General features: G+C 74.0%; 19 protein-coding genes. 7 read left to right on the plus strand and 12 right to left on the minus strand.

The annotated features are described in order from the left end of the window. Positions 1-140 precede the first annotated feature (140 nt). From ACZ5NJ_RS11500 to ACZ5NJ_RS11510, 3 genes are all read right to left on the minus strand, one after another. The gene (locus ACZ5NJ_RS11500; protein WP_468764510.1) at positions 141-1,601 is read right to left on the minus strand and encodes a glutamate synthase subunit beta; all 1,461 of its coding nucleotides are present in this window, start codon (positions 1,599-1,601) and stop codon (positions 141-143) included. Next, positions 1,594-6,132, minus strand: a complete 4,539-nt coding sequence (gene gltB, locus ACZ5NJ_RS11505; protein WP_468764604.1) for a glutamate synthase large subunit — start codon at positions 6,130-6,132, stop codon at positions 1,594-1,596. The genes ACZ5NJ_RS11500 and gltB overlap by 8 nt, the downstream gene beginning before the upstream one ends. A gap of 380 nt (positions 6,133-6,512) precedes the next feature. Further along, a complete protein-coding gene (locus ACZ5NJ_RS11510) occupies positions 6,513-7,244 on the minus strand; it encodes a VIT1/CCC1 transporter family protein (protein WP_468764512.1) in 732 nt (243 codons plus the stop codon). Positions 7,245-7,514: 270 nt separating this feature from the next. On the opposite strand from ACZ5NJ_RS11510, the gene ACZ5NJ_RS11515 reads away from it, so the two are divergent. The 7 genes from ACZ5NJ_RS11515 to ACZ5NJ_RS11545 all read left to right on the plus strand — a co-directional run bounded on the left by ACZ5NJ_RS11515 (position 7,515) and on the right by ACZ5NJ_RS11545 (position 15,700). Next, positions 7,515-8,495: an ADP-ribosylglycohydrolase family protein gene (locus ACZ5NJ_RS11515; protein WP_468764513.1), complete on the plus strand. Its 981-nt coding sequence runs from the start codon at positions 7,515-7,517 to the stop codon at positions 8,493-8,495. 455 nt (positions 8,496-8,950) lie between these two features. Beyond that, positions 8,951-10,123 carry an ADP-ribosylglycohydrolase family protein gene (locus ACZ5NJ_RS11520; RefSeq protein WP_468764514.1) on the plus strand — a complete coding sequence of 391 codons (1,173 nt, stop codon included), beginning with the start codon at positions 8,951-8,953 and terminating at the stop codon, positions 10,121-10,123. Between the two features lie 7 nt (positions 10,124-10,130). Further along, the gene (locus ACZ5NJ_RS11525) at positions 10,131-11,276 is read left to right on the plus strand and encodes an ADP-ribosylglycohydrolase family protein (protein ID WP_468764515.1); all 1,146 of its coding nucleotides are present in this window, start codon (positions 10,131-10,133) and stop codon (positions 11,274-11,276) included. Next, entirely contained in the window at positions 11,273-12,766 is a 1,494-nt protein-coding gene (locus tag ACZ5NJ_RS11530) for an ADP-ribosylglycohydrolase family protein (protein ID WP_468764516.1), read from the plus strand. Before ACZ5NJ_RS11525 ends, ACZ5NJ_RS11530 begins: the two co-directional genes overlap by 4 nt. Then, positions 12,763-13,674: a ribokinase gene (gene rbsK, locus ACZ5NJ_RS11535; protein WP_468764517.1), complete on the plus strand. Its 912-nt coding sequence runs from the start codon at positions 12,763-12,765 to the stop codon at positions 13,672-13,674. Before ACZ5NJ_RS11530 ends, rbsK begins: the two co-directional genes overlap by 4 nt. Beyond that, positions 13,671-14,894: a CaiB/BaiF CoA transferase family protein gene (locus ACZ5NJ_RS11540; RefSeq protein ID WP_468764518.1), complete on the plus strand. Its 1,224-nt coding sequence runs from the start codon at positions 13,671-13,673 to the stop codon at positions 14,892-14,894. The genes rbsK and ACZ5NJ_RS11540 overlap by 4 nt, the downstream gene beginning before the upstream one ends. Continuing rightward, positions 14,891-15,700 (plus strand): HpcH/HpaI aldolase/citrate lyase family protein, encoded by an 810-nt coding sequence (locus ACZ5NJ_RS11545; protein WP_468764519.1) that lies wholly within the window; start codon positions 14,891-14,893, stop codon positions 15,698-15,700. The genes ACZ5NJ_RS11540 and ACZ5NJ_RS11545 overlap by 4 nt, the downstream gene beginning before the upstream one ends. 197 nt (positions 15,701-15,897) lie before the next feature. Here ACZ5NJ_RS11545 and lgt read toward each other — a convergent pair whose 3' ends face one another. The 9 genes from lgt to ACZ5NJ_RS11590 all read right to left on the minus strand — a co-directional run bounded on the left by lgt (position 15,898) and on the right by ACZ5NJ_RS11590 (position 23,135). Beyond that, on the minus strand, positions 15,898-16,926 hold the full coding sequence (gene lgt / locus ACZ5NJ_RS11550; protein WP_468764520.1) for a prolipoprotein diacylglyceryl transferase: 1,029 nt from the start codon (positions 16,924-16,926) through the stop codon (positions 15,898-15,900). A gap of 89 nt (positions 16,927-17,015) precedes the next feature. Next, positions 17,016-17,969, minus strand: coding sequence for a DsbA family protein (locus ACZ5NJ_RS11555; protein ID WP_468764521.1), 954 nt, complete (start codon positions 17,967-17,969; stop codon positions 17,016-17,018). 95 nt (positions 17,970-18,064) lie between these two features. Continuing rightward, positions 18,065-18,880, minus strand: coding sequence for a tryptophan synthase subunit alpha (gene trpA, locus ACZ5NJ_RS11560; RefSeq protein ID WP_468764522.1), 816 nt, complete (start codon positions 18,878-18,880; stop codon positions 18,065-18,067). Then, positions 18,877-20,130: a tryptophan synthase subunit beta gene (gene trpB / locus ACZ5NJ_RS11565; protein ID WP_468764523.1), complete on the minus strand. Its 1,254-nt coding sequence runs from the start codon at positions 20,128-20,130 to the stop codon at positions 18,877-18,879. The genes trpA and trpB overlap by 4 nt, the downstream gene beginning before the upstream one ends. A gap of 208 nt (positions 20,131-20,338) precedes the next feature. After that, positions 20,339-20,548, minus strand: coding sequence for a tryptophan biosynthesis modulator TrpM (gene trpM, locus ACZ5NJ_RS11570; RefSeq protein WP_468764524.1), 210 nt, complete (start codon positions 20,546-20,548; stop codon positions 20,339-20,341). 8 nt (positions 20,549-20,556) lie between these two features. Next, positions 20,557-21,366, minus strand: coding sequence for an indole-3-glycerol phosphate synthase TrpC (trpC, locus tag ACZ5NJ_RS11575; RefSeq protein ID WP_045950211.1), 810 nt, complete (start codon positions 21,364-21,366; stop codon positions 20,557-20,559). Between the two features lie 182 nt (positions 21,367-21,548). After that, on the minus strand, positions 21,549-22,049 hold the full coding sequence (locus ACZ5NJ_RS11580; RefSeq protein WP_468764525.1) for a DUF2752 domain-containing protein: 501 nt from the start codon (positions 22,047-22,049) through the stop codon (positions 21,549-21,551). A gap of 53 nt (positions 22,050-22,102) precedes the next feature. Beyond that, positions 22,103-22,354 (minus strand): HGxxPAAW family protein, encoded by a 252-nt coding sequence (locus ACZ5NJ_RS11585; RefSeq protein WP_468764526.1) that lies wholly within the window; start codon positions 22,352-22,354, stop codon positions 22,103-22,105. Between the two features lie 145 nt (positions 22,355-22,499). Then, positions 22,500-23,135 carry a TIGR02234 family membrane protein gene (locus ACZ5NJ_RS11590; protein ID WP_468764527.1) on the minus strand — a complete coding sequence of 212 codons (636 nt, stop codon included), beginning with the start codon at positions 23,133-23,135 and terminating at the stop codon, positions 22,500-22,502. Between the last annotated feature and the right edge of the window lie 9 nt (positions 23,136-23,144).

A 23,144-nucleotide genomic window follows, 5' to 3' on the forward strand; every position in this document is an offset into this window, starting at 1 on the left:
CCGGGCGAAGCCCGGGAGGCCGCCTGCGGCCGAGCGGTGCGAGCCCGGCGTCCAGGAGGAGCCATGACGGGCGTCGTGTCGAGTGCCGTACTTCGTTGTACGGACCGTATGAGGGGTCTCCCGGAGGGAGGGTGACGGGGTTACACCACCAGGGAGCGGTCCGTCGGCTTGACCGGGTACGGGAGGGTGCTCGTGCCCGTCAGGTAGCGGTCCACGCCGCGGGCGGCCGAGCGGCCCTCCGCGATGGCCCACACGATCAGGGACTGGCCGCGGCCGGCGTCGCCGGCGACGAAGACGCCGTCGGCGTTCGTCGCGTACGAGGCGTCGCGGGCGATGTTGCCCCGCTCGTCCAGGTCCACGCCGAACTGCTCGACCAGCCCGTTGGCCTGGTCGGTGCCGGTGAAGCCCATCGCCAGGGTGACCAGCTGGGCCGGGATGACCCGCTCGGTGCCGGGCTTCTGGGTGAGCTTGCCGTCGACGAACTCGACCTCGACCAGGTGCAGGGACTGGACGTTGCCGTCCTCGTCGCCCTCGAAGTGGGTGGTGGAGACGGAGTAGATCCGCTCGCCGCCCTCCTCGTGGGCCGAGGTGACCTTGTACAGCATCGGGAACGTCGGCCACGGCATGGCCGCCGGGCGGTCCTCCGACGGGCGGGGCATGATCTCCAGCTGGGTGACCGAGAGGGCGCCCTGGCGGTGGGCGGTGCCGACGCAGTCGGCGCCGGTGTCGCCGCCGCCGATGACGACCACGTGCTTGCCCTCGGCCGTGATGGGGGGCGCCATGAAGTCGCCCTCCTGGACCTTGTTCGCGAGGGGGAGGTACTCCATCGCGAAGTGGATGCCCTTGAGGTCGCGGCCCGGGACCGGGAGGTCGCGGGAGACGGTGGCGCCGGCGGCGACGACCACCGCGTCGAAGCGCTTGCGCAGGTCCGTCGCCGTGATGTCGCGGCCGACCTCGATGCCGGTGCGGAACTTGGTGCCCTCCGCGCGCATCTGCTCGATGCGGCGGTTGATGTGCACCTTCTCCATCTTGAACTCGGGGATGCCGTAGCGCAGCAGGCCGCCGATGCGGTCGGCGCGCTCGTACACGACCACCGTGTGGCCGGCCCGGGTCAGCTGCTGGGCGGCGGCCAGGCCGGCCGGGCCGGAGCCGATGACGGCCACGGTCTTGCCGGAGAGGCGGTCCGGGGCCTGCGGGGTGACGTCGCCGTTGTCCCAGGCCTGGTCGATGATCGAGACTTCGACGTTCTTGATCGTGACGGCCGGCTGGTTGATGCCGAGCACGCACGCCGACTCACAGGGAGCGGGGCACAGGCGGCCGGTGAACTCCGGGAAGTTGTTCGTCGCGTGGAGCCGCTCCGACGCCGCCGCCCAGTCCTCGCGGTAGGCGTAGTCGTTCCACTCGGGGATCAGGTTCCCGAGCGGGCAGCCGTTGTGACAGAACGGGATGCCGCAGTCCATGCAGCGGCCGGCCTGCTTGCTGATGATCGGCAGCAGGGAGCCCGGGACGTAGACCTCGTTCCAGTCCTTGACGCGCTCGGCGACGGGACGGGTGCAGGCGGTTTCGCGCGGGGTGGTGAGGAAGCCCTTCGGGTCAGCCATGGGTCGCCGCCTCCATCATCTTCTCGGTGGTCTCGGACTCGGAGAGTCCGGCCAGCTCAGCGGCGTCCTTGGCGGCGAGCACTGCCTTGTACGTGGTCGGGATGATCTTGCTGAAGCGGGCCGCGGCGGCGTCCCAGTCAGCCAGGAGCTTCGCGGCCACGGTCGAGCCGGTCTCCTCCTCGTGGCGGCGCACCACATCGTGCAGCCACAGCTTGTCCGCATCCGACGGGGCCTCGACGGCCTCCGCGTTGCCGGAGTTGACCTGACGCGGGTCGAGGTCGATGACGTACGCGACGCCGCCGGACATGCCCGCCGCGAAGTTGCGGCCGGTCTCGCCGAGGACGACGGCCGTGCCGCCGGTCATGTACTCGCAGCCGTGGTCGCCCACGCCCTCCGAGACGACCAGCGCGCCGGAGTTGCGGACGCAGAAGCGTTCGCCGGTGCGGCCGCGCAGGAACATCTCGCCACCGGTGGCCCCGTAGCCGATGGTGTTGCCGGCGATGGTGGAGTACTCGGCGAGGTGGTCGGCGCCGCGGTCCGGGCGGACCACGATCCGGCCGCCGGAGAGGCCCTTGCCGACGTAGTCGTTGGCGTCGCCTTCCAGGCGCAGGGTGACGCCCTTGGGGAGGAAGGCGCCGAAGGACTGACCGGCCGAACCCGTGAAGGTCAGGTCGATGGTGTTCTCGGGCAGGCCCGCGCCGCCGAACTTCTTGGTGACGTGGTGGCCGAGCATGGTGCCGACGGTCCGGTTGATGTTGCGGATCGCGACCCGGGCGCGGACCGGCTGGGCCGCCTCGGCGGTCTCGGCGTTCAGCGCGTCGGCGGCGAGCTCGATCAGCTCGTTGTCGAGGGCCTTCTCCAGACCGTGGTCCTGCTCGATCAGGGCGTGGCGGACGGCGCCCTCGGGCAGGGCCGGCACGTGGAAGAGGGGTTCGAGGTCGAGGCCCTGGGCCTTCCAGTGGGTGACGGCCTTGCTGGTGTCGAGGAGCTCGGCGTGGCCGACGGCCTCCTCGATGGTGCGGAAGCCCAGCTCGGCGAGGATCTCGCGGACCTCCTCGGCGATGAACTCGAAGAAGTTCACGACGAACTCGGGCTTGCCCGAGAAGCGGTCGCGGAGCACCGGGTTCTGGGTGGCGATGCCGACCGGGCAGGTGTCCAGGTGGCAGACGCGCATCATGACGCAGCCGGAGACGACGAGCGGCGCGGTCGCGAAACCGAACTCCTCGGCGCCGAGCAGCGCGGCGATGACCACGTCGCGGCCGGTCTTGAGCTGGCCGTCGGTCTGGACGACGATGCGGTCGCGCAGGCCGTTGAGCAGCAGGGTCTGCTGGGTCTCGGCGAGGCCGAGCTCCCAGGGGCCGCCCGCGTGCTTCAGGGACGTCAGGGGGGACGCGCCCGTTCCGCCGTCGTGGCCGGAGATCAGGACGACGTCGGCGTGGGCCTTGGAGACGCCGGCCGCGACCGTTCCGACGCCGACCTCGGACACGAGCTTCACGTGGATGCGCGCGGCCGGGTTGGCGTTCTTGAGGTCGTGGATCAGCTGGGCCAGGTCCTCGATGGAGTAGATGTCGTGGTGCGGCGGCGGGGAGATCAGGCCGACGCCGGGCGTCGAGTGACGGGTCTTGGCGACCCACGGGTAGACCTTGTGGCCGGGCAGCTGGCCGCCCTCGCCGGGCTTGGCGCCCTGGGCCATCTTGATCTGGATGTCGTCCGCGTTGACCAGGTACTCGGAGGTGACGCCGAAGCGGCCGGAGGCGACCTGCTTGATCGACGAACGCCGCGCCGGGTCGTACAGGCGGTCCGGGTCCTCGCCGCCCTCACCGGTGTTGGACTTGGCGCCCAGCTGGTTCATGGCGATGGCGAGGGTCTCGTGCGCCTCCTTGGAGATGGAGCCGTACGACATGGCGCCGGTGGAGAAGCGCTTGACGATCTCGGAGACCGGCTCGACCTCGTCGATGGAGATCGAGGGGCGCTCGGACTTGAAGCCGAACAGGCCGCGGAGCGTCATGAGGCGCTCGGACTGCTCGTTCACCCGGTCCGTGTACTTGCGGAAGATGTCGTACCGGCGGTTGCGGGTGGCGTGCTGGAGGCGGAAGACCGTCTCCGGGTCGAACAGGTGCGGCTCGCCCTCGCGGCGCCACTGGTACTCGCCGCCGATCTCCAGCGCGCGGTGCGTGGCCGCGATGCCGGAGACGGGGTACGCCTTGGCGTGGCGGGCGGCCACCTCCTTGGCGATGACGTCCAGGCCGGCGCCGCCGATCTTGGTGGCGGTGCCGCTGAAGTACGTGCCGACGAACTCCTCGTTCAGGCCGACGGCCTCGAAGACCTGGGCGCCGCGGTAGGAGGCGACGGTGGAGATGCCCATCTTGGACATGACCTTCAGGACGCCCTTGCCGAGGGCGTAGATCAGGTTCTTGATGGCCTTCTCGGGCTCGATGCCCTCGATGAACGTGCCGGCGCGCAGGAGGTCCTCGACGGACTCCATGGCCAGGTACGGGTTGACGGCCGCGGCGCCGTAGCCGATGAGCAGGGCGACGTGGTGGACCTCGCGGACGTCGCCGGCCTCGACCAGCAGGCCCACCTGGGTGCGCTGCTTGGTGGCGATGAGGTGGTGGTGCACGGCGGAGGTGAGCAGCAGCGACGGGATCGGCGCGTGCTCGGCGTCCGAGTGGCGGTCCGACAGGACGATCAGGCGGGCGCCGGCCGCGATGGCGGCGTCGGCCTCGGCGCGGATCTCCTCGATCCGGGCGGCGAGGGCCTCGCCGCCGCCGGAGACCCGGTAGAGGCCGGAGAGCGTGGCGGCCTTCATGCCGGGCATGTCGCCGTCGGCGTTGATGTGGATGAGCTTGGCCAGCTCGTCGTTGTCGATCACCGGGAAGGGCAGGGTGACGCTGCGGCAGGACGCGGCGGTCGGCTCCAGCAGGTTGGACTGCGGGCCGATCGAGGAGAGCAGCGAGGTGACGAGCTCCTCGCGGATGGCGTCCAGCGGCGGGTTGGTGACCTGCGCGAACAGCTGGGTGAAGTAGTCGAAGAGCAGCCGGGGCCGCTCGGAGAGGGCCGCGATCGGGGAGTCGGTGCCCATGGAGCCGAGCGGCTCGCCGCCGGTGCGGGCCATGGGCGCGAGGATGACGCGCAGCTCTTCCTCGGTGTAGCCGAAGGTCTGCTGGCGGCGGGTGACCGAGGCGTGGGTGTGGACGATGTGCTCGCGCTCGGGCAGGTCCGTCAGCTCGATCTCGCCGGTCTCCAGCCATTCCGCGTACGGGGCGGCGGAGGCGAGCCCGTCCTTGATCTCTTCGTCCTCGATGATCCGCTTCTGGGCGGTGTCGACGAGGAACATCTTCCCGGGCTGGAGGCGGCCCTTGCGGACGACCTTGGACGGGTCGATGTCGAGGACGCCGACCTCGGAGCCGAGGACGACGAGGCCGTCGTCGGTGACCCAGTAGCGGCCGGGGCGCAGGCCGTTGCGGTCGAGGACCGCGCCGACCTGGGTGCCGTCGGTGAAGGTGACGCAGGCGGGGCCGTCCCAGGGCTCCATCAGCGTGGAGTGGTACTGGTAGAACGCGCGGCGGGCCGGGTCCATGGAGGTGTGGTTCTCCCACGCCTCCGGGATCATCATCAGCACGCTGTGCGGCAGCGAGCGGCCGCCGAGGTGGAGCAGCTCCAGGACCTCGTCGAAGGAGGCGGAGTCGGAGGCGTCCGGGGTGCAGATCGGGAAGATGCGGTCCAGGGCGGCCTCGCCGAAGGCGGAGGTGGCCAGCTGGGACTCGCGGGCCTTCATCCAGTTCCGGTTGCCCTTGACCGTGTTGATCTCGCCGTTGTGCGCGACGAAGCGGTACGGGTGGGCGAGCGGCCAGGACGGGAAGGTGTTCGTCGAGAACCGGGAGTGGACCAGGGCGAGCGCCGAGGCGAAGCGGCGGTCGGAGAGGTCCGGGAAGAAGGGCTCCAGCTGGCCGGTGGTCAGCATGCCCTTGTAGACGATGGTGCGGGCGGAGAGCGACGGGAAGTAGACCCCGGCCTCGCGCTCGGCGCGCTTGCGCAGGACGAACGCCTTGCGGTCCAGCTCGATGCCGGTGCTGCCGTTGCTCACGAACAGCTGGGAGAAGGCGGGCATGGTGGTGCGGGCGCCGTTGCCGAGCAGGTCGGGGGTGACCGGCACCTCGCGCCAGCCGAGGACCGTCAGGTTCTCCTCGGCGGCGATGGCCTCGATGCGCTCCACGGCGACGGCCTGTGCGGAGCCGTCGGCGGGGAGGAAGGCGATGCCGACGGCGTAGGCGCCGGCCTCGGGGAGCTCGAATCCCGCGACCTCGCGCAGGAAGGCGTCCGGCACCTGGGACAGGATGCCGGCGCCGTCGCCGGAGTCCGGTTCGGAGCCGGTGGCGCCGCGGTGCTCGAGGTTCCGCAGGACGGTCAGGGCCTGCTCGACGAGGGTGTGGGTGGCCTCGCCGGTGAGGTTCGCCACGAATCCGACGCCACAGGCGTCCTTCTCGTTGCGCGGGTCGTACATGCCCTGCTGGGCGGGGCGACCGTCCATGGGCGACCAGGCGGTGGTGCTGGGGCCGGTCGCGGAGTGCGTGGATGCGGAACGCATCGGCTCTCCCGTCGTCGTCGTGGCAAATGTGCTGGCCGAGGGACGACGTTGGCCCTCTGCGAAATTTCGTGCAGGTTACATGATGACGGTTATCCCGAGAACCGGATATCCGCGTCCCAGCATGCGGACACGCACGAGGGCGGGGGAGGGGGAACCTTCGGGGTGATCCCGGGTGATCTGCGGTGATCGGCGAGGCTCCGTGTGACACAGGCGTATACGAGCATCGTTGCCCGGCGCCCTGGTCTTGATGCCCGGCGGCCGCGGAAGCGAAACCACCGATTTGGTTATGCCATCTCCTGCATAGTCTCTCACTCCCGGCCCGCTCAGCCTATGGCGCCGCCGATCCAGGTTCCCAGGACGTACGTCACACCGGCGGCGGCGCCACCCAGGACAAGCTGGCGCATACCGCTGTACCACCACGACCGGGCCGTCACCCGCGCCACCACCGCGCCGCAGGCGAAGAGCCCGACGAGCGCCAGCAGCACGGCCGGCCACAGGGCGGTCGCACCGAGCAGGTAGGGCAGTACGGGCAGCAGCGCGCCCAGCGCGAAGGAGCCGAAGGAGGACACCGCGGCGACCAGCGGCGAGGGCAGGTCGTCGGGGTCGATGCCGAGCTCCTCGCGGGCGTGGATCTCCAGCGCCTGCTCCGGGTCGCGGGACAGCTGCATGGCGACCTCGCGGGCGAGGGCGGGCTCGACCCCGCGCGAGACGTAGAGCTCGGCGAGCTCCTCCATCTCGTCGACCGGGTGCTTGCGCAGCTGCTGGCGCTCCACGTCGAGCTCGGCGAGGACCAGCTCGCGCTGCGAGGCCACGGAGGTGTACTCGCCGGCCGCCATCGAGAAGGCGCCGGCGGCGAGCCCCGCGAGACCGGTGATGACGATGGTCTGCGGGGCCACCGCACCGCCCGCCACACCGGTCATCAGGGCGAGGTTGGAGACGAGCCCGTCCATGGCACCGAAGACGGCCGGGCGCAGCCATCCGCCGTTGACGTCGCGGTGGGTGTGGTTGTCGCGGTGGGCGGTGTGCAGCGGCGCTTCGGTGTCGATGATGGACATGCGGCGTATCTCCCCTTTTCGCATGAGACGGGTACGCGAAAGCGACGCGCAGACGTGCCCTCCCCGGGCACTCCCCTGAACACCTCGAAACTACGCACGATTTCCGGCTCCCGCCAGCAAGGAAGGCCGTACTTACCTGGGCTTTCGCGGATCGGCGACCGGGTGACGGGCGTGTTCGGGGGGTGTTTCGCGGCGACCGACAAACCACATGGCGTGGCACAAATCCCCCAGGGGCTCATGATGGGTCCCATCACGTGGGAGAGGCGCGCCATGGAGCTGGTCGCATGCAATCCGCAGGTCCTCCTCGAACGGGCCAGGGGCGCGCTGCTCGGCCTCGCGGTGGGTGACGCGCTGGGCGCTCCGGCGGAGAACATGAAGCCGTCGGAGATCCGGGCGCGGTGGGGCCGGATCGAGGGGTTCGTGTCGGAGGACCCGGCGGGGACGGACGACACGGAGTACGCCATCTTCTCCGGCCTGCTGCTCGCCCGCCACGGTTCGGCGCTGACCGTCGCCCACGTCGAGCGGGCCTGGCACCACTGGATCGCGGACCTCGACGAGGGCCCCTTCCGCGGGGCCGGCTTCTCGGAGCGGGGCACCCTGGAGAACCTGCGGCGGGGCCTGGCCGCGCCCATCTCGGCGCAGCACCGGCACGCGTGGTCGGACGGGCTGGCGATGCGGGCGGCCCCGTTCGGGGTGTTCGCGGCGGGCCGCCCAGCGGAGGCGGCCCGGCTGGTGGCGATCGACGGCACGGTCAGCCACGACGGGGAGGGCATCTACGGGGGCCAGGCCGTCGCCGCCGGGGTCGCGGCCGCGATGGCCGGGGGCTCCCCCGCCTCCGTCGTCTCGGCGGCCCTCTCCGTCATCCCGTCCGACTCCTGGACGGCCCGCTCGCTGCGCCGCGCGGTCACCGCCGCCCCGCGCGGGGAGCGGGCGGTGCGGTCGGCGGTGGTCATCGGCGGCTACCCCTGGACGGACCTGGCGCCGGAGGCGGTGGGCCTGGCGTTCGGGGCGTTCGCCGCCTGCGGGGGCGACTTCCCGTCCTCGGTCCTCACGGCGGTGAACATGGGCCGCGACGCCGACACCACGGCGGCGGTGGCGGGCGCCCTCTCCGGTGCCCTGTCGGGTGCCGCCGCCATCCCCACCGCCTGGTCCTCGGCGATCGGGCCGGTCCGCGGCAGCTGCCTGCCGTCGATGCGCGGCTACCACGTCCTGGACATCGCGGACCTCCTCACTCCGGAGCCCGCCGCATGACCCCACCGCCCTCGCCACCCTCGCCACCTCCGCCCCCGCCGTCCTCCTCGCCGCCTCCGGCCCGGCCGGCCGACCCGCCCGGCCCGCCGACGCCACAGTCCGAGCCCGCCGGCCCGTCAACCCCGCCGGCCGCTCCGGTGCGGGTCGACGGAGCGGGGGGACGCCCGGCGCCTGTCCTGGCGCCGGGACAGGCGCCGGGAGCGGGGCCGACCCGGCGTGGGCCGGCGGCGGGGTACTGGGCGTCGGCCCCCACCCCGTACGGCGGCGGCCTGCTCCCGGAGTCGTGGCAGGCCGGGCTGGGGGAAGGTTTCGCCCAGCCCGGAGCGGCCGCCGGAACACGCCTCGCCCCGGGAGGGCTACCGGGACCGACCCGCACGGAACCCACCCACCCGGAACCCCCGGAGCCGGCCCGAACCGAAACCCCCGAGGCGCCCCCCACAGCCCGGGGCCGGGTCGTGGGACCCGAGGCGGTCGCGCCCGGCGGTCGGGGCCGGGGCGCGGAGGCGGCCGGGGCGCCCCGCCGGATCGAGGGCCTGCTGCTCGGGCTCGCCGCGGGCGACGCCGCCGGGTGGCCCGCCGCGCGGCACCGGGCCAGCCGGATGCCGCAGTGGACCCGCCGCCTGACCCGCGAGCTCGACACCTTCGCCGAGCAGAACGCCACCACCACCCTCCCCGTCCCCATCGCCCTCAACCAGCCCCCGGAACCGCTGCGCCTCGGCCCCTCCGACGACGCCGAATGGGCCGCCTTCGCCGCCGAGTCCGTCCTCACCGCCGCCGGCGCCCTGCTCAGCGACCTCTCCCGGTCCCGCCGCATGCGGGCCGCCATCGACCTCGCCTGGAACGCCCTGGCCAGCGAGGTCGCCGCGGCGGCGGAACGGGCCCCCGAGGTCGAGTCCGCCGTGCTGCCGATGCGCGCCCGGATCTCCGTACGGGCCGGCCTCGGCAACCTCGCCGCCGGCCTGCGACCGCCCGCCACCGGCCATGACAACCCGCACTACTTCGACGACGCCGCCTGCGTCCGCGCCTGCGTGCTCGCCGTCGTCCACCCCGGCGACCCCCGCGCGGCCGCCGACCTCGCCGAGTTCGACGCCCGCTACACCCAGGACGGCGACGGCGTGCACGGCGCCCGCGCCATGGCCGCCGCCGTCGCCGCCGCCCTGGCCGGGGCCGGCACGGACGCCGCCGTCGAGGCCGCGCTCGGACAGCTGCCCGCCGCCACCGAGATCGGCCGCAACGCCCGGCACGCGGTCGAGCTCGCCCGCGCCGACGGGGACGGCGCCTTCGCCCTCGTCCCGCTCCTGGAGCACCAGATCGTGGACCACGTCTACAGCTACGGCATCGCCGCCGCCGAGACCGTCCCCGTCGCCCTCGCTCTGGCCACCGCCGCCTGCGGCAGGGTCGCCGAGGCCGTCCCGGCCGCCGCCTGCCTCTCCCGCGTCGCCGACTCCGCGCCCGCCCTCGCGGGCGCCCTGACCGGCGCCCTCGGCGGCGGCGACTCCCTGCCCGCCCCCTGGCGCGAGGCCTGCCGCGTCCTGTCCGGCTGCGCGCTGCCCCGCCTGGCCGGAACCGACCTGGTCGAGCTCGCCGCGCTCCTCACCCGTACGGAACTCACCGCACCCAAGGGATGATTCGGACATGACGTTCACACTGGAGGACCGGATCACCGGCTCCCTCGTCGGCGCCGCCGTCGGCGACGCCCTCGGCGGCCCGGTGGAGGGCTGGTCCCCCGACCAGATCGCCGAACGGCACGGCGGCCGGGTGCACGGGATCGTCGGCCCCTGGCACGAGGACTGGCGCACCGCCCGCCCCATCGCGCCGTACCACAAGGGCGACGGGCACGTCACCGACGACACCCTCATGACGCACGCGCTGGTACGGGTCTACGCGACCGTACGGGACCACCTGGACGCGTACGCGGTCGCCGAGCACCTCGTCCCCGACCTGATGTCCGTGCCCCGCTGGATCCCCGAGCTGGAGGCCGAAGCGCTGCCGCTCCAGCGGGTGTTCCTCGCCGAGAAGTGGATCGTGGCCCGGCTGCACTACGCGCACGCCGACCCGCGCGAGGCCGGCAGCGGCAACATCGTCAACTGCGGTGCGGCGATGTACATGGCGCCGGTCGGCCTGGTCAACGCGGGCAATCCGCACGGGGCCTACGCCGAGGCGCTGGACATCGCCGGGGCGCACCAGTCCTCGTACGGGCGGGAGGCGGCCGGGGTCTTCGCGGCGGCCGTCGCGGCGGCGTGCCTGCCGGGGGCCACGGCGGCGTCGGTGGTGGACACCGCGCTGGAGCTGGCCAAGGACGGCACCCGGGAGGCCATCGCGGCGGTACGGGAAGCGGCCCTGCGCCACCGGGACGTCGAGTCCGCGCTCGGGCCGCTGCGGGAGGCGGTGGCCCCGTACGACTCGGTCGGACCGGACTACCGGGCGCCCTCGCTCGGCGCGCGGCGGCCGTCCCGGCTGCACTCCATCGAGGAGCTGCCGGTCGCGCTCGGGATGCTGCTGGTCGCGGACGGCGGGTACGAGACGGCGGTGCTCGGAGCGGTCAACTACGGGCGGGACTGCGACTCGACGGCCGGCATGGCCGGGGCGATCGCGGGGGCGCTGGGCGGGGCGGCGGCGGTGCCGGCCGGCTGGGCCAAGCGGGTGGCCGAGGCCAGCCGGCTGGACCTGCACGCCCCGGCGGCGGAGCTGGCCGCCGTCGCCCGGGAGGTCTTCGCCCACGACCGCACCCGCCGCCGCGCCCACGAAACGGCGTTCACGGCCCTGGCGTCCCCCCGATGACGGGACGCCCCGCCCCGGGGGCGGAACTCGTACGGCTGACCTGGGCACAGCCCGAGGACCTGGTCGGGCACGAGCTGCGGCAGGCCGCCGAGGACGGGCGGGACGCCGGGCCGCTGCTGCGGGCCTGGCTGGCGGCGGGCGGCCGGCCGGCGCCCACCCGGGCCGGCGCCTCGCCCGCCCCCGCCGGGCCCGAGCTGCGGGCCCTCGCCCTCCGCCTCCTGGACGAACTCGCCGCCCTCCCGGTCCCCTCGGCCCCCGACGAGCCCACGGCATGGCCGGCCCTCCGCGCGACCTGGCCCGCCGCCGCCCTCCCCGGCCCCGCGCAGGCCGTCCCGGCGGAGCCGGGCGAGGTCGCGGCCGGCCTCCCGCCCCCCGCGCGGGCCGCGGTGGCGGAGCCGGCCCGCCGGCCCGGCCCCGCCGGGGGCGGGGACGCTGGGCTGTGTGCGCGGCTGGAGGCCGCCTGGGTGGGGCGGGCGGTGGGGTGCGTGCTCGGGAAGCCCGTGGAGAAGCTGCCGCTGCACGGGATCCGGGCCCTGGCCCGGGCCGCCGGGAACTGGCCGCTCGACGACTGGTTCACCGCCCGCGGCGTCCCGCCGGAGGTGCTCGCCGCGCACCCCTGGAACCGCCGCTCCGCCGCCACCTCCCTCGCCGAGAACATCGATGGCGCCCCGGAGGACGACGACCTGAACCACCCCCTCCTCGGCCTGCTCCTCCTCCAGCGGCACGGCAAGGGCTTCGCCACCGCCGACCTCGCCCGGCTCTGGCTCGACGAGCTCCCGGCCGGCCGGGTCTTCACCGCCGAGCGGATCGCGTACCGCAACCTGCTGCTCGGCCTGGAGCCCCCGCTCACCGCCACCCACCACAACCCCTTCCGCGAGTGGATCGGCGCCCTCATCCGCGCCGACGTCCACGGCTGGACCCACCCCGGCGACCCGGCCGCCGCAGCCGAGCAGGCCTGGCGGGACGCCTCCCTCAGCCATACCGCAGGCGGCGTCCACGCCGCCCTGTTCGCCGCCGCCACCGTCGCCGAGGCCGCCTCCGGCCGGGCCGACGTGCACGGCGCGCTCCGGGCCGGGCTGGCCGTCGTACCGCCCCGCTCACGCCTCGCCGAAGCCGTCCGCTTCGGGATCCGCACCGCCCGCGCGGAACCCGGCTTCGAGCGGGTCGTGGACCGGCTGCACGCCCGTTACGGCGGCTACCACTGGGTACACGCCGTACCGAACACCGCCCTGATCGCGGCCGCCCTCACCCACGCCGACGGGGACTTCACCCGTTCCGTGTGCGGCGCGGTGTCCGGCGGCTGGGACACCGATTCCAACGGGGCCACCGCCGGCTCGGTCGCCGGGCTGCTGGCCGGCTCCGCCGACCGGATCCCGGAACGCTGGACCGCACCGCTCAAGAACCGCCTCTCCACCACCGTCGCCGGTTTCGACGGCGCCGGCTTCGACACCCTCGCCCGTCTCACCGCCCAGGAGGCAGCCCGACCATGACGGCCATCGCCGTGCTCGGCAGTACCAACATGGACCTCGTCGCCTACGTCCCCAAGGCCCCGCACCCCGGGGAGACCGTCACCGGCCGGGAGTTCCGCACCGTCCCCGGCGGCAAGGGCGCCAACCAGGCGGTGGCCGCCGCCCGGCTGGGCGGGGAGGTGGTGATGATCGGCGCGGTCGGCGCGGACGAGTTCGGCGTACGGCTGCGGGCGGCGCTCGCCGCCTCGGGGGTGGAGACCGCCGCCCTGCGCACGGTCGAGGGGGCCAGCGGCACCGCCCACATCACCGTCGACGACGAGGGCGCGAACAGCATCATCGTCATCCCCGGCGCCAACGGCCGCGTCACCGGCCTGGAGCCGGGCGACGACTCCCGCATCGGCGCCGCCGACTGCCTGCTCCTGCAGCTCGAACTGCCGCTGGAGGCCGTTCTCGCGGGCGCCCGCGCCGCCCGCGCCCACGGGGTGCGCACGGTCCTCACCCCGGCCCCGGCCCAGCCGCTGCCGCCCGAACTCCTCGCCGCCACCGACCTGCTGGTCCCCAACGAGCACGAGGCCGCCGCCCTCACCGGGCTCACCGACCCGCACCGGGCCGCGGAGGCGCTGCTGCGGGAGGTGCCGGAGGTGGTGATCACCCTGGGCGCGGCGGGCTCCCTGTACGCGGCCCGGGGGCGGGCCCCCCTGACCGTGCCCGCGCCCCGGGTGCGGGCCGTGGACACCACCGCCGCCGGGGACACCTTCGTGGGGGCGCTCGCGGTGGCCCTCGGGGAGGGCCGGCCGGTGGCGGAGGCGCTGCGCTGGGCGTCGGTGGCGGCGGCGCTGTCGGTGCAGCGGGCGGGGGCGCAGTCCTCGATGCCGACGCGGGCCGAGACGGACGCCGCGGCCCTGGCCGGCGACGGGGCCACCCCGTGAGTCCCGCCCGGCCCTCCCCCGGTCCGGCCCCCGCCCCCGGCCCCCTCGCCGGGCTGCGGGTGCTGGACCTGGCCACGCTGTTCGCCGGGCCGCTCGCCGCCACCCTGCTCGGGGACTTCGGGGCCGAGGTGGTCAAGGTCGAGCACCCGCGGCGGCCCGACCCCTCGCGCGGGCACGGGCCCGCCAAGGACGGGGTCGGGCTGTGGTGGAAGCTGCTCGGACGGAACAAGCGGACGATCACCCTCGACCTGTCCGCCCCCGGCGGCCGGGACACGCTGCTGCGGCTGGCCGCCACCGCCGACGTGGTCGTCGAGAACTTCCGCCCCGGCACCCTGGAACGGTGGGGCCTGGGCTGGCCCGAGCTGTCGGCGGCCAACCCCCGCCTCGTCCTGGCCCGCGTCACCGCCTTCGGCCAGCAGGGCCCGTACGCCCGCCGCCCCGGCTTCGGCACCCTGGCCGAGGCCATGAGCGGCTTCGCGGCGATCACCGGCGAGCCGGACGGCCCGCCGACCCTGCCGCCCTTCGGCCTCGCCGACTCCATCGCCGCGCTGACCTGCGCGTACGCCGTGATGACCGCGCTCGCCGGACGGGAGCGGACCGGGCACGGCCAGGTGGTCGACCTGGCGATCATCGAGCCGATCCTCACCGTGCTGGGCCCGCACCCGCTCTGGTACGACCAGCTTGGCTACGTCCAGCCCCGCACCGGCAACCGTTCCGCGAACAACGCCCCCCGCAACACCTACCGCAGCGCGGACGGCCGCTGGCTGGCGGTGTCCGCGTCGGCCCAGTCCATCGCCGAGCGGGTGGTGCGCCTGGTCGGGCGGCCGGAGCTGGCCGACGAGCCCTGGTTCACGACCGGGACGGGCCGGGCCGCCCACACCCACGTCCTCGACGAGGCGGTCGGCGGCTGGATCGCCCGCCACAAGGCGGCGGACGTGGTCACGGCCTTCGAGGAGGCCGAAGCGGCCGTCGCCCTGGTCTACGACGTACGGGACGTGCTGGCCGACCCCCAGTTCGCGGCCCTCGGCACCGTCACCGAGGTCGACGACCCCGAACTGGGCCCGCTGCGGATGCAGAACGTCCTCTTCCGGCTGTCGCAGACCCCCGGCGGGATCCGCTGGGCGGGCCGCCCGCACGGCGCGGACACCGAAGCCGTACTGACCGAACTCGGCCTGACCGGGGCCGAGATCACCGCTCTGCGCACGGAGGGCGCCTTGTGATCCTGACCTGGCTCTACGCACCCGGGGACCGTCCGGCGGTGGTGGAGAAGGCCCTGCGCTGCGGGGCGGACGCCGTCATCGTGGACCTGGAGGACTCGGTGTCGGCCTCCCGCAAGGAGTACGCCCGCGCCGCCACCGCCGAGCTGCTCGGCGAACGGCCGCCGGTGCCGGTGCACGTACGGGTGAACGCGCTGGGCTCCCCCTGGGCGGGGGCCGACCTCACGGCCCTGGCCCGCCTGCACGGGCTGGCCGGGCTGCGGCTGCCGAAGGTCGACGCCCCGGAGCAGGTCGTCCGGGTCGCGGACCGGATGGGCGGGGTGGCGCTGTACGCGCTGCTGGAGTCCGCGCTGGGCGTGGAACGGGCGTACGAGATCGCCCGCGCGCACCCTTCCCTGCAGGGGCTGACCCTGGGCGAGGCGGACCTCTGCGCGGACCTCGGGGTGTGCGCGGAGGGCGGGCTGGACTGGCCGCGCTCCAGGGTGGTGGTGGCCGCCCGGGCCGCCGGGCTGGCACCGCCGGCGCAATCGGTGTTCCCGGACATCCGGGACCTGGAGGCGCTGGCCGCGTCCTGCGCGCGGGGGCGGTCGCTGGGGTTCCTGGGGCGGGCGGCGATCCACCCGCGCCAGCTGCCGGTGATCGAGCGGGCGTTCCTCCCGGGGCCGGAGGAGGTCGTCGCCGCGCAGGAGATCGTCGCGGCGGCCCGGGCGGCCCCCGGGGCCCTCGCCCTCCCGGACGGCCGCTTCGTCGACCCCGCGGTCGTGGCCGCCGCCCACCGCACGCTCTCGCTCGCGCAGCGGGCCCGCTAAACCATCCCGGCCCGGGGGGCTGCAAAGTCAGCCCCGCCGGCGTTTGAGGCGGCGGGCGCGCAGCGTCCGTACGGGGTCAGGGGCGGAGCCCCTGGGAACGGTGGAAGGGCGGGGAGGGGACTCCGCCCCACGCGGCGGAGCGCCAGGACGCCGGAGGGGGCGCCGCGACGTGCGCGGCGCCCCCTCCGGGCGGTCCTTCAGCTCTTGTCGGCCTCGGGCCCCTTGATCAACCCGACCGGCTTGGCCTCGGCCTTGTCGGCCTCCGGCTCGGCGTCGGACCCGGACCCGGACCCGGACCCGGACCCGGCGGCAGCCTCCGGCTTCGCGTCCTCGGCGCCGGCGGCGGCCTCGGCGTCGGCCGTCCCCGGCTTCGCCTCGTCCCCGGCACCCCCGGCGCCCCCGGCGCCCCCGGCCGGCTCCGGTTCGACGACCTCCTCACGTCCCGGCCGCAGCTTCGCCGAGAGGACGAAGTAGACGACCGCGAGGACGAAGACCACGATGGCCGTCCACACGTTCAGGCGGAGGCCCATGATGTGGTGCGCCTCGTCGATCCGCAGGTACTCGGTCCAGACCCGCCCGGAGCAGTACGCGGCCACGTACAGGGCGAAGGCCCGCCCGTGTCCGAGCTTGAAGCGGCGGTCGGCCCAGATCACCAGGCCGGCGACTCCCAGGTCCCACAGGCACTCGTACAGGAAGGTCGGGTGGTAGAGGCCGGCCACCCGGTTGGGGCCCTCGCTGATCTTCAGCGCCCACGGCAGGTCCGTGGGACGGCCGTACAGCTCCTGGTTGAACCAGTTGCCCCAGCGGCCGAAGGCCTGGGCGATGGCGATGCCGGGGGCCAGGGCGTCGGCCCAGGCGGGCAGCGGGATGCCGCGCAGCCGGCAGCCGATCCAGGCGCCCACCGCGCCCAGCGCGATCGCACCCCAGATGCCGAGGCCGCCCTCCCAGATCTTGAAGGCGTCGACCCAGTCGCGGCCCTCGCCGAAGTAGAGCTGGTAGTCGGTGATCACGTGGTAGAGGCGACCGCCGACCAGGCCGAACGGCACCGCCCACACGGCGATGTCCGCGACCGTGCCCGGCTTTCCGCCGCGCGCGATCCACCGCTTGTTGCCGAGCCAGACGGCGACGAAGACGCCGATGATGATGCAGAACGCGTAGCCGCGGAGCGGGATCGGCCCGAGATGGAGCACGCCGGTCGACGGACTGGGGATGTAAGCAAGGGTCATGGCAAGGCTGACGCTACCCTGCCGGGCGGTGGCCACCGCAACCCGCCCGGCAAGCTGAAACCAAAACCACACACGGCGGTCGCCCCGGCTCAGTCTTCCGTAGTCCCCTTGGACACCGTCTTCGAGCCGGACGGCGCCGAGGAACCGGACGAGCCCGACGAGCCCGCCTTCGGCGCGGAACCGGACTTTCCGGAAGCCCCGGCCGAAGGGGAAGCGGAAGCCGGGGCCGAAGCGGAAGCCGACGGCTTCGGGGCCGCGCCCGCGTTGGCCTCGACCTTCTCCTTCAGCTTCTGCGGGGTCAGCGGGTTGGCCTGGTCTCCGAAGATGTCCTTGCCGTCGAGCAGGACGGTCGGGGTGCCCTTGAACTTTCCGGTCCGGAACGCCTCGTGCGACTTGGTGACCCAGCTGGTGTGGGTGCCGTCCTGCACGCAGGAGCGGAACGCGGGGGTGTCGAGTCCGGCGACCTTCCCCGACAGCTCCAGCAGCTTCGCGTTGTCGCCGTAGGCGTCGTCCGTCTCCTGCGGCTGGTTCACGAAGAGGACGTCGTGGTACGCGGAGAACCTGCCGGCGTCCTGCGCGCAGGCCGCCGCGTTCGCCGCTTTCAGGGAGCCGCTGCCGCGCATGTTGCCGTCGATCAGGGTCACCAGGTGGTACTCGATCTTGAGCAGACCCCTGTTCTCCAGGTCGTGGAGGGTGTCCCGGTAGTTGTCCTCGAAGGCCTTGCAGGCGGGGCAGCGGAAGTCCTCCCAGACCGTGAGGGTGGACTTGGCGCCGTCCTTGCCGGTCTGGAGGGCGAGGGCGTCCTTGCCGGTGGCGCCCGAGGGGGCCGCGACGGGGCCCTTGGCGGACTTGCCGCCGCCGGTGTTGGCCGCGATCACGCCGACGACGGCGGCCAGGCCGAGTACGCCGACCACCGCCCCGCCGACCACGAGGGCGCGCCTGCGCTTGTCCTTCTTCCTCTGCTGCTCGCGCTCCGCCTGGAGTCGCTCCCGGGCCGATCGTTTCGTCACATCGCGGTTCGCACCGTCGTTCTTCTCGCTCACGTTCCGCCAAACGAAGCGGGGAGGCACTCGCGTGCCTCCCCGCTCCCGAATCCACCCGATCGGGCTACAGAACCCCGATCCGGGCCCGTCCCGCGTCAGGACCTGCGTACGCCTTCCGCAAGGTCGCCCGCCAGGGCCCGCACGGCCTCCAGGCCGGCCGCCAGGTCCGGGGCGTCCAGCAGCAGCTTCACGAAGGCCGAGCCGACGATCACACCGTCGGCGAAGCCGGCGACCTGCTTGGCCTGGACGGCGTTGGAGACGCCGAGGCCCACGCAGACCGGCAGCTCGGTGGTGGCACGGGTGCGGCGGACCAGTTCCTGGGCCTCGTTGCCGACCGACTCACGGGTGCCGGTGACGCCCATGAGGGAGGCGGCGTAGACAAAACCGGAACCGGCCTCGGTGATGGTGGCGAGACGCTCGTCCTTGCTGCTGGGGGCCACGACGAAGACGGTCGCCAGACCGTGCTTGGCCGCGTTCTCGCGCCACAGCGCGGACTCCTGGACCGGCAGGTCGGGCAGGATGCAGCCCGCGCCGCCGGCGGCGGCCAGCTCGGCGGTGAACCGCTCGACGCCGTAGCGGTCGATGGGGTTCCAGTACGTCATGACCAGGATCGGGACGCCGGTGGCCTCGAAGGCCTCGCGGACCGTGCGCATCACGTCCGCGATCTTGACGCCGCCGCGCAGGGCGATGTCGTCGGCGGTCTGGATGACGGCGCCGTCCAGGACCGGGTCGCTGTGCGGCAGGCCGATCTCGACGATGTCGGCGCCGCCGGCGATGACGGCCTTGACGGCCTCGATGCCGCCGTCCACGGTCGGGAACCCGGCCGGGAGGTAGGCGACGAGGGCGGCGCGGTCCTCGGACCGGGCCTTGGCGAGGGTGTCGCTCAGCAGCTGGATGTTTCCCTGGCTCACTTGTTCTCCCCCTCGGGCTCCGTGCCGTCGTACAGCCCGAAGTAGCGGGCCGCCGTGTCCATGTCCTTGTCGCCGCGGCCGGACAGGTTGACCACGATCAGGCCGTCCGGGCCCAGCTCCTTGCCCAGGTCGAGGGCTCCCGCCAGGGCGTGCGCGGACTCGATCGCCGGGATGATGCCCTCCGTGCGCGACAGCAGGCGCAGGGCCTGCATGGCGGCGTCGTCGGTGACGGCGCGGTACTCGCCGCGGCCGCTGTCCTTGAGGTAGGAGTGCTCGGGGCCGATGCCCGGGTAGTCCAGACCCGCGGAGATGGAGTAGGGCTCGGTGATCTGGCCCTCCTCGTCCTGGAGGACGTAGGAGCGGGAGCCGTGCAGGATGCCGGGCTCGCCCGCGGTCAGGGTGGCCGCGTGCTCGCCGGTCTCCACGCCGTGCCCGGCGGGCTCGAAGCCGACCAGGCGGACGTCGGCGTCCGGGATGAAGGCGTGGAAGAGGCCGATGGCGTTGGAACCGCCGCCGACGCAGGCCGCGACGGCGTCGGGGAGCCGGCCGGCGCGCTCGATGATCTGGCGGCGGGCCTCGACGCCGATGACGCGGTGGAAGTCGCGGACCATGGCCGGGAAGGGGTGCGGGCCGGCGACGGTGCCGAAGAGGTAGTGGGTGCGGTCCACGTTGGCGACCCAGTCGCGGAAGGCCTCGTTGATGGCGTCCTTGAGGGTCCGGGAGCCGGACTTCACGGCGATGACCTCGGCGCCGAGCATGCGCATGCGGGCCACGTTGAGGGCCTGGCGCTGGGTGTCGACCTCGCCCATGTAGATGGTGCAGTCGAGGCCGAAGAGGGCGCAGGCGGTGGCGGTGGCGACGCCGTGCTGGCCGGCGCCGGTCTCGGCGATGACGCGGGTCTTGCCCATGCGCTTGGTGAGCAGCGCCTGGCCCAGCACGTTGTTGATCTTGTGCGAGCCGGTGTGGTTGAGGTCCTCGCGCTTGAGGAAGATCCGGGCGCCGCCGGCGTGCTCGGCGAAGCGGGGCACCTCGGTCAGGGCGCTGGGGCGGCCCGTGTAGTTGACCATGAGGTCGTTGAGCTCGGCGGCGAAGGCCGGGTCGCTCTTGGCCTTCTCGTACTCGACGGCGACCTCGTCCACGGCGGCGACGAGGGCCTCCGGGATGAACTTGCCGCCGAAGTCGCCGAAGTAGCCCTCGGCGTTGGGGACGCTGCCCTCGGGGTCCGGGAGGAAGAACGAGCTGGTGGGCATGCCACTACTCCTACGTGGTGCGGTATGCGATCCGACGGGTGGCTGGTGTGCACCGTATTGCGCCGTCGGTCCGTCGCCCGCGCACCCCGCTGGGGGTGGGGGTACGGACGGAGCGGCCCTCGCCGGGAACCGGTGGCGGTTCGGGGCGGGGGGCCGTACGCGGTCGGCCGCGCCCGGTGCCTGGGGTACCGGGCGGGCGGAGCCGTCGTTACGACGCGGCTCCGCCGCGCCATCGCATGCCGTTGACCTGACCGGGCTCGGAGCCGATCACGTAGCGCACCCGCCGGCCGTGGACGCGCCGGGCCGGGGCGCGGCAGCCGCGGGGGCGGCAGCCGCGCGCCAGGGGCGCGTGCGCCGTCTGCACGCCGGCCGGGCCGGGGCCCGGTCGGGTGTGGACGGAGGGGCGGGAGGGGGCCATGGGAGTGGTCAGCTCCGCCCGTGGCGCAGGGCGGGGTGGGCGCCGGCGGCGACCAGGTCGGCCACGGCCGCCTTCGGGTCGCGGCCGGTGACCAGGGACTCGCCGACGAGGACGGCGTCGGCGCCCTCGTTGGCGTAGGCGATCAGGTCGTGGGGTCCGCGGATACCGGACTCGGCGACCTTCACGATGTGGGGCGGGATCTCTCCGACGACGCGCTCGAAGGTGGAGCGGTCGACCTTGAGGTCCTTCAGGTTGCGCGCGTTGACGCCGATGATCTTGGCACCGGCGGCGACGGCCCGCTCGATCTCCTCCTCGTCGTGGACCTCGACGAGCGGGGTGAGCCCGATGGACTCGGCCCGCTCGATGAGGGAGACGAGGGCTTCCTGGTCCAGCGCCGCCACGATCAGCAGCACGAGGTCGGCGCCGTAGGCGCGGGCCTCCCACAGCTGGTACGCCGTGACGATGAAGTCCTTGCGCAGGATCGGGATGTCGACGCGGGCGCGGACGGCCTCCAGGTCGGCCAGGGAGCCGCCGAAACGACGCTGCTCGGTGAGGACGGAGATGACCGCCGCACCGCCCGCCTCGTAGTCGGCGGCGAGCCCGGCCGGGTCGGCGATCGCGGCCAGCGCGCCCTTGGAGGGGCTGGAGCGCTTGACCTCACAGATCACCTTGACGCCGTCGCCGCGCAGGGCCGCGACGCCGTCCTTGGCCTGGGGCGCCTTGGCGGCACGCTCCTTGAGCTCGTCGAGGCTCACGCGGGCCTGCCGTTCGGCAAGGTCTTCGCGGACCCCTTCGATGATCTCGTCGAGCACACTCACGCGAGCGGCCCCCTTCCGGGTCGATGACGTTCGGCCGCCTTGCGGACACGTACTACTGCAAGGTCAGCACTCAAATGGTATCCGCAGGTCTGCGCGGTCTCCGCACGGACTCCGAGGTTTCCCAGGGTATGGACATATGGAATAAGAGGTTCCTATGGCCCATTCCCCCAAACCGCCCAAGTTCACGGGGCCAAAGCGGCTCCGATCGGCAGGTTCCGGACAATCGAAAATCCCAGCACCGAAACACCGATCAGCCACCACCAGGCCGGTTTCAGGGCGATCCGCGGCACCGGACCGCCGCGGAAGGCCCGCAGGAGCCACAGCGCCGTGAAGGCCGCGAAGACGAGGTAGCCGACGACCGCGGCGGCGTTGTCCCCGAGGGCCGTGACCAGGTCCCCGCGTGCGAAGGCGTGCGCACTGCGCAGCCCCCCGCAGCCGGGGCACAGGACGCCGGCCAGCCGGAACAGCGGGCAGACCGGATAGTGGCCGGGCTCGTTGGGGTCCACCGCGCCCACGTACGCGAAGGCGGCCACGGCCCCGGCCAGGGTGAGCGCCGGCGCGGCCAGCCGGCGCGCCCGGGAGGCCCGTACGGGGGCCCGGGCGGGCACCGGGGCCTGCCAGGGGGGTGCGGCCGGGCCGGGGGGAGTACTGGAGGCTTCCACCCGCTGATTCTCTCCGCTCATGACAAAAGGCGCAGCCCGTCCGGGCTGCGCCTTCCGTGCGCCGGGGGCCTGGCTCAGGCCTTCGCGGCGAGCTGCCTGGCGGCGATGACCTCGGCGAGGTCCTCGTGGGCCGGCTTCGGCATGCCCATGCCCGCGGCCTTCATCGCGAGGCCGACGACACCGCCGAGCGCGACGACGACCAGACCCGCCCAGAAGCCGACCGGGTTCGCCAGCACCATGAAGGCGCCGGAGACGCAGAAACCGATGAAGGAAATGACGACACCGGTCCAGGCGGCCGGGGTGTGTCCGTGGCTCGTGCCCGCCATGAGTTGCTCCTCGTTGATCTGTCGGGCGTGACGTCTCGCACGCTCGATGTCATTGTCCCGCACGCGGCGTGCGGATTCCCCGCCGGGTGGCCCCGTCCCGGGGCGGGGGGTGCGCCGGCCGGGGCGCCCGGCGCGGAAGGCGGCCTCAGCCGGTGGGGTCCTCGCCCCGGTCCAGGGCCTTCCACAGGTCCTCGGGCCGGTCGGGGTCCACCGCCGCGGGCGTACGCCGGCGGGGGCTGCCGTCCCGTTCGTAGCGGCCCCCCATCGCGGGCCAGCTCCGGCCGAAGCGCAGTGCCAGCAGCCCGGCGAGCAGGATCAGGGCCGCACCCGCGGCCGTGATGTACGGCCAGGCCGTGTGGCTGAGCGACACCACCCGCGCGGCGGTGTCGGCGGTCGCCACGGCGGCCCGCTCGTCCAGTGCCCGGCGGTCGTCGGCGGCGGCCACCGCCGACAGCGCGGCGCCCAGACCGCTCAGCGCGAGCAGCGCGGAGACCAGCAGCCGCCCTCGGCCCCGTACCGCGAACACCGCGACGAGGGCCGCGAGGCCGACGATGGCCAGGGCGGCGGGCAGACCGGTGACGGCCCGCCCGTCGGCGGTCAGCGGGAGCGAACCGCCCCCGACGGCGGCACTGCCCCGGGCCCAGACGCGGCCGGAGGCGAGCAGGACGACGGTGGCGCCGAGCGCGCCGAGCAGAAGGGCGACGGCCACCGTGCGGCGGCCGGCCCCGCTCTCGGGGGCGTCGGCGTTCGGGGACAGGGGTACGGCACTCACGTACCCCACTATCCCCTA

The sequence above is a fragment of the Streptomyces sp. NPDC032091 genome (assembly GCF_055580265.1).

Bases quoted from the DNA above. Each gene is read 5' to 3' on its own strand.
- trpB (WP_468764523.1), bottom strand. From the start codon at position 20,130: ATGCCCACCAGCTCGTTCTTCCTCCCGGACCCCGAGGGCAGCGTCCCC.
- ACZ5NJ_RS11515 (WP_468764513.1), top strand. From the start codon at position 7,515: ATGGAGCTGGTCGCATGCAATCCGCAGGTCCTCCTCGAACGGGCCAGG.
- ACZ5NJ_RS11530 (WP_468764516.1), top strand. From the start codon at position 11,273: ATGACGGGACGCCCCGCCCCGGGGGCGGAACTCGTACGGCTGACCTGG.
- ACZ5NJ_RS11585 (WP_468764526.1), bottom strand. From the start codon at position 22,354: ATGGCGGGCACGAGCCACGGACACACCCCGGCCGCCTGGACCGGTGTC.
- lgt (WP_468764520.1), bottom strand. From the start codon at position 16,926: ATGACCCTTGCTTACATCCCCAGTCCGTCGACCGGCGTGCTCCATCTC.
- gltB (WP_468764604.1), bottom strand. From the start codon at position 6,132: ATGGACGGTCGCCCCGCCCAGCAGGGCATGTACGACCCGCGCAACGAG.
- ACZ5NJ_RS11510 (WP_468764512.1), bottom strand. From the start codon at position 7,244: ATGTCCATCATCGACACCGAAGCGCCGCTGCACACCGCCCACCGCGAC.
- rbsK (WP_468764517.1), top strand. From the start codon at position 12,763: ATGACGGCCATCGCCGTGCTCGGCAGTACCAACATGGACCTCGTCGCC.
- ACZ5NJ_RS11500 (WP_468764510.1), bottom strand. From the start codon at position 1,601: ATGGCTGACCCGAAGGGCTTCCTCACCACCCCGCGCGAAACCGCCTGC.
- ACZ5NJ_RS11525 (WP_468764515.1), top strand. From the start codon at position 10,131: ATGACGTTCACACTGGAGGACCGGATCACCGGCTCCCTCGTCGGCGCC.
- trpM (WP_468764524.1), bottom strand. From the start codon at position 20,548: ATGGCCCCCTCCCGCCCCTCCGTCCACACCCGACCGGGCCCCGGCCCG.
- ACZ5NJ_RS11580 (WP_468764525.1), bottom strand. From the start codon at position 22,049: ATGAGCGGAGAGAATCAGCGGGTGGAAGCCTCCAGTACTCCCCCCGGC.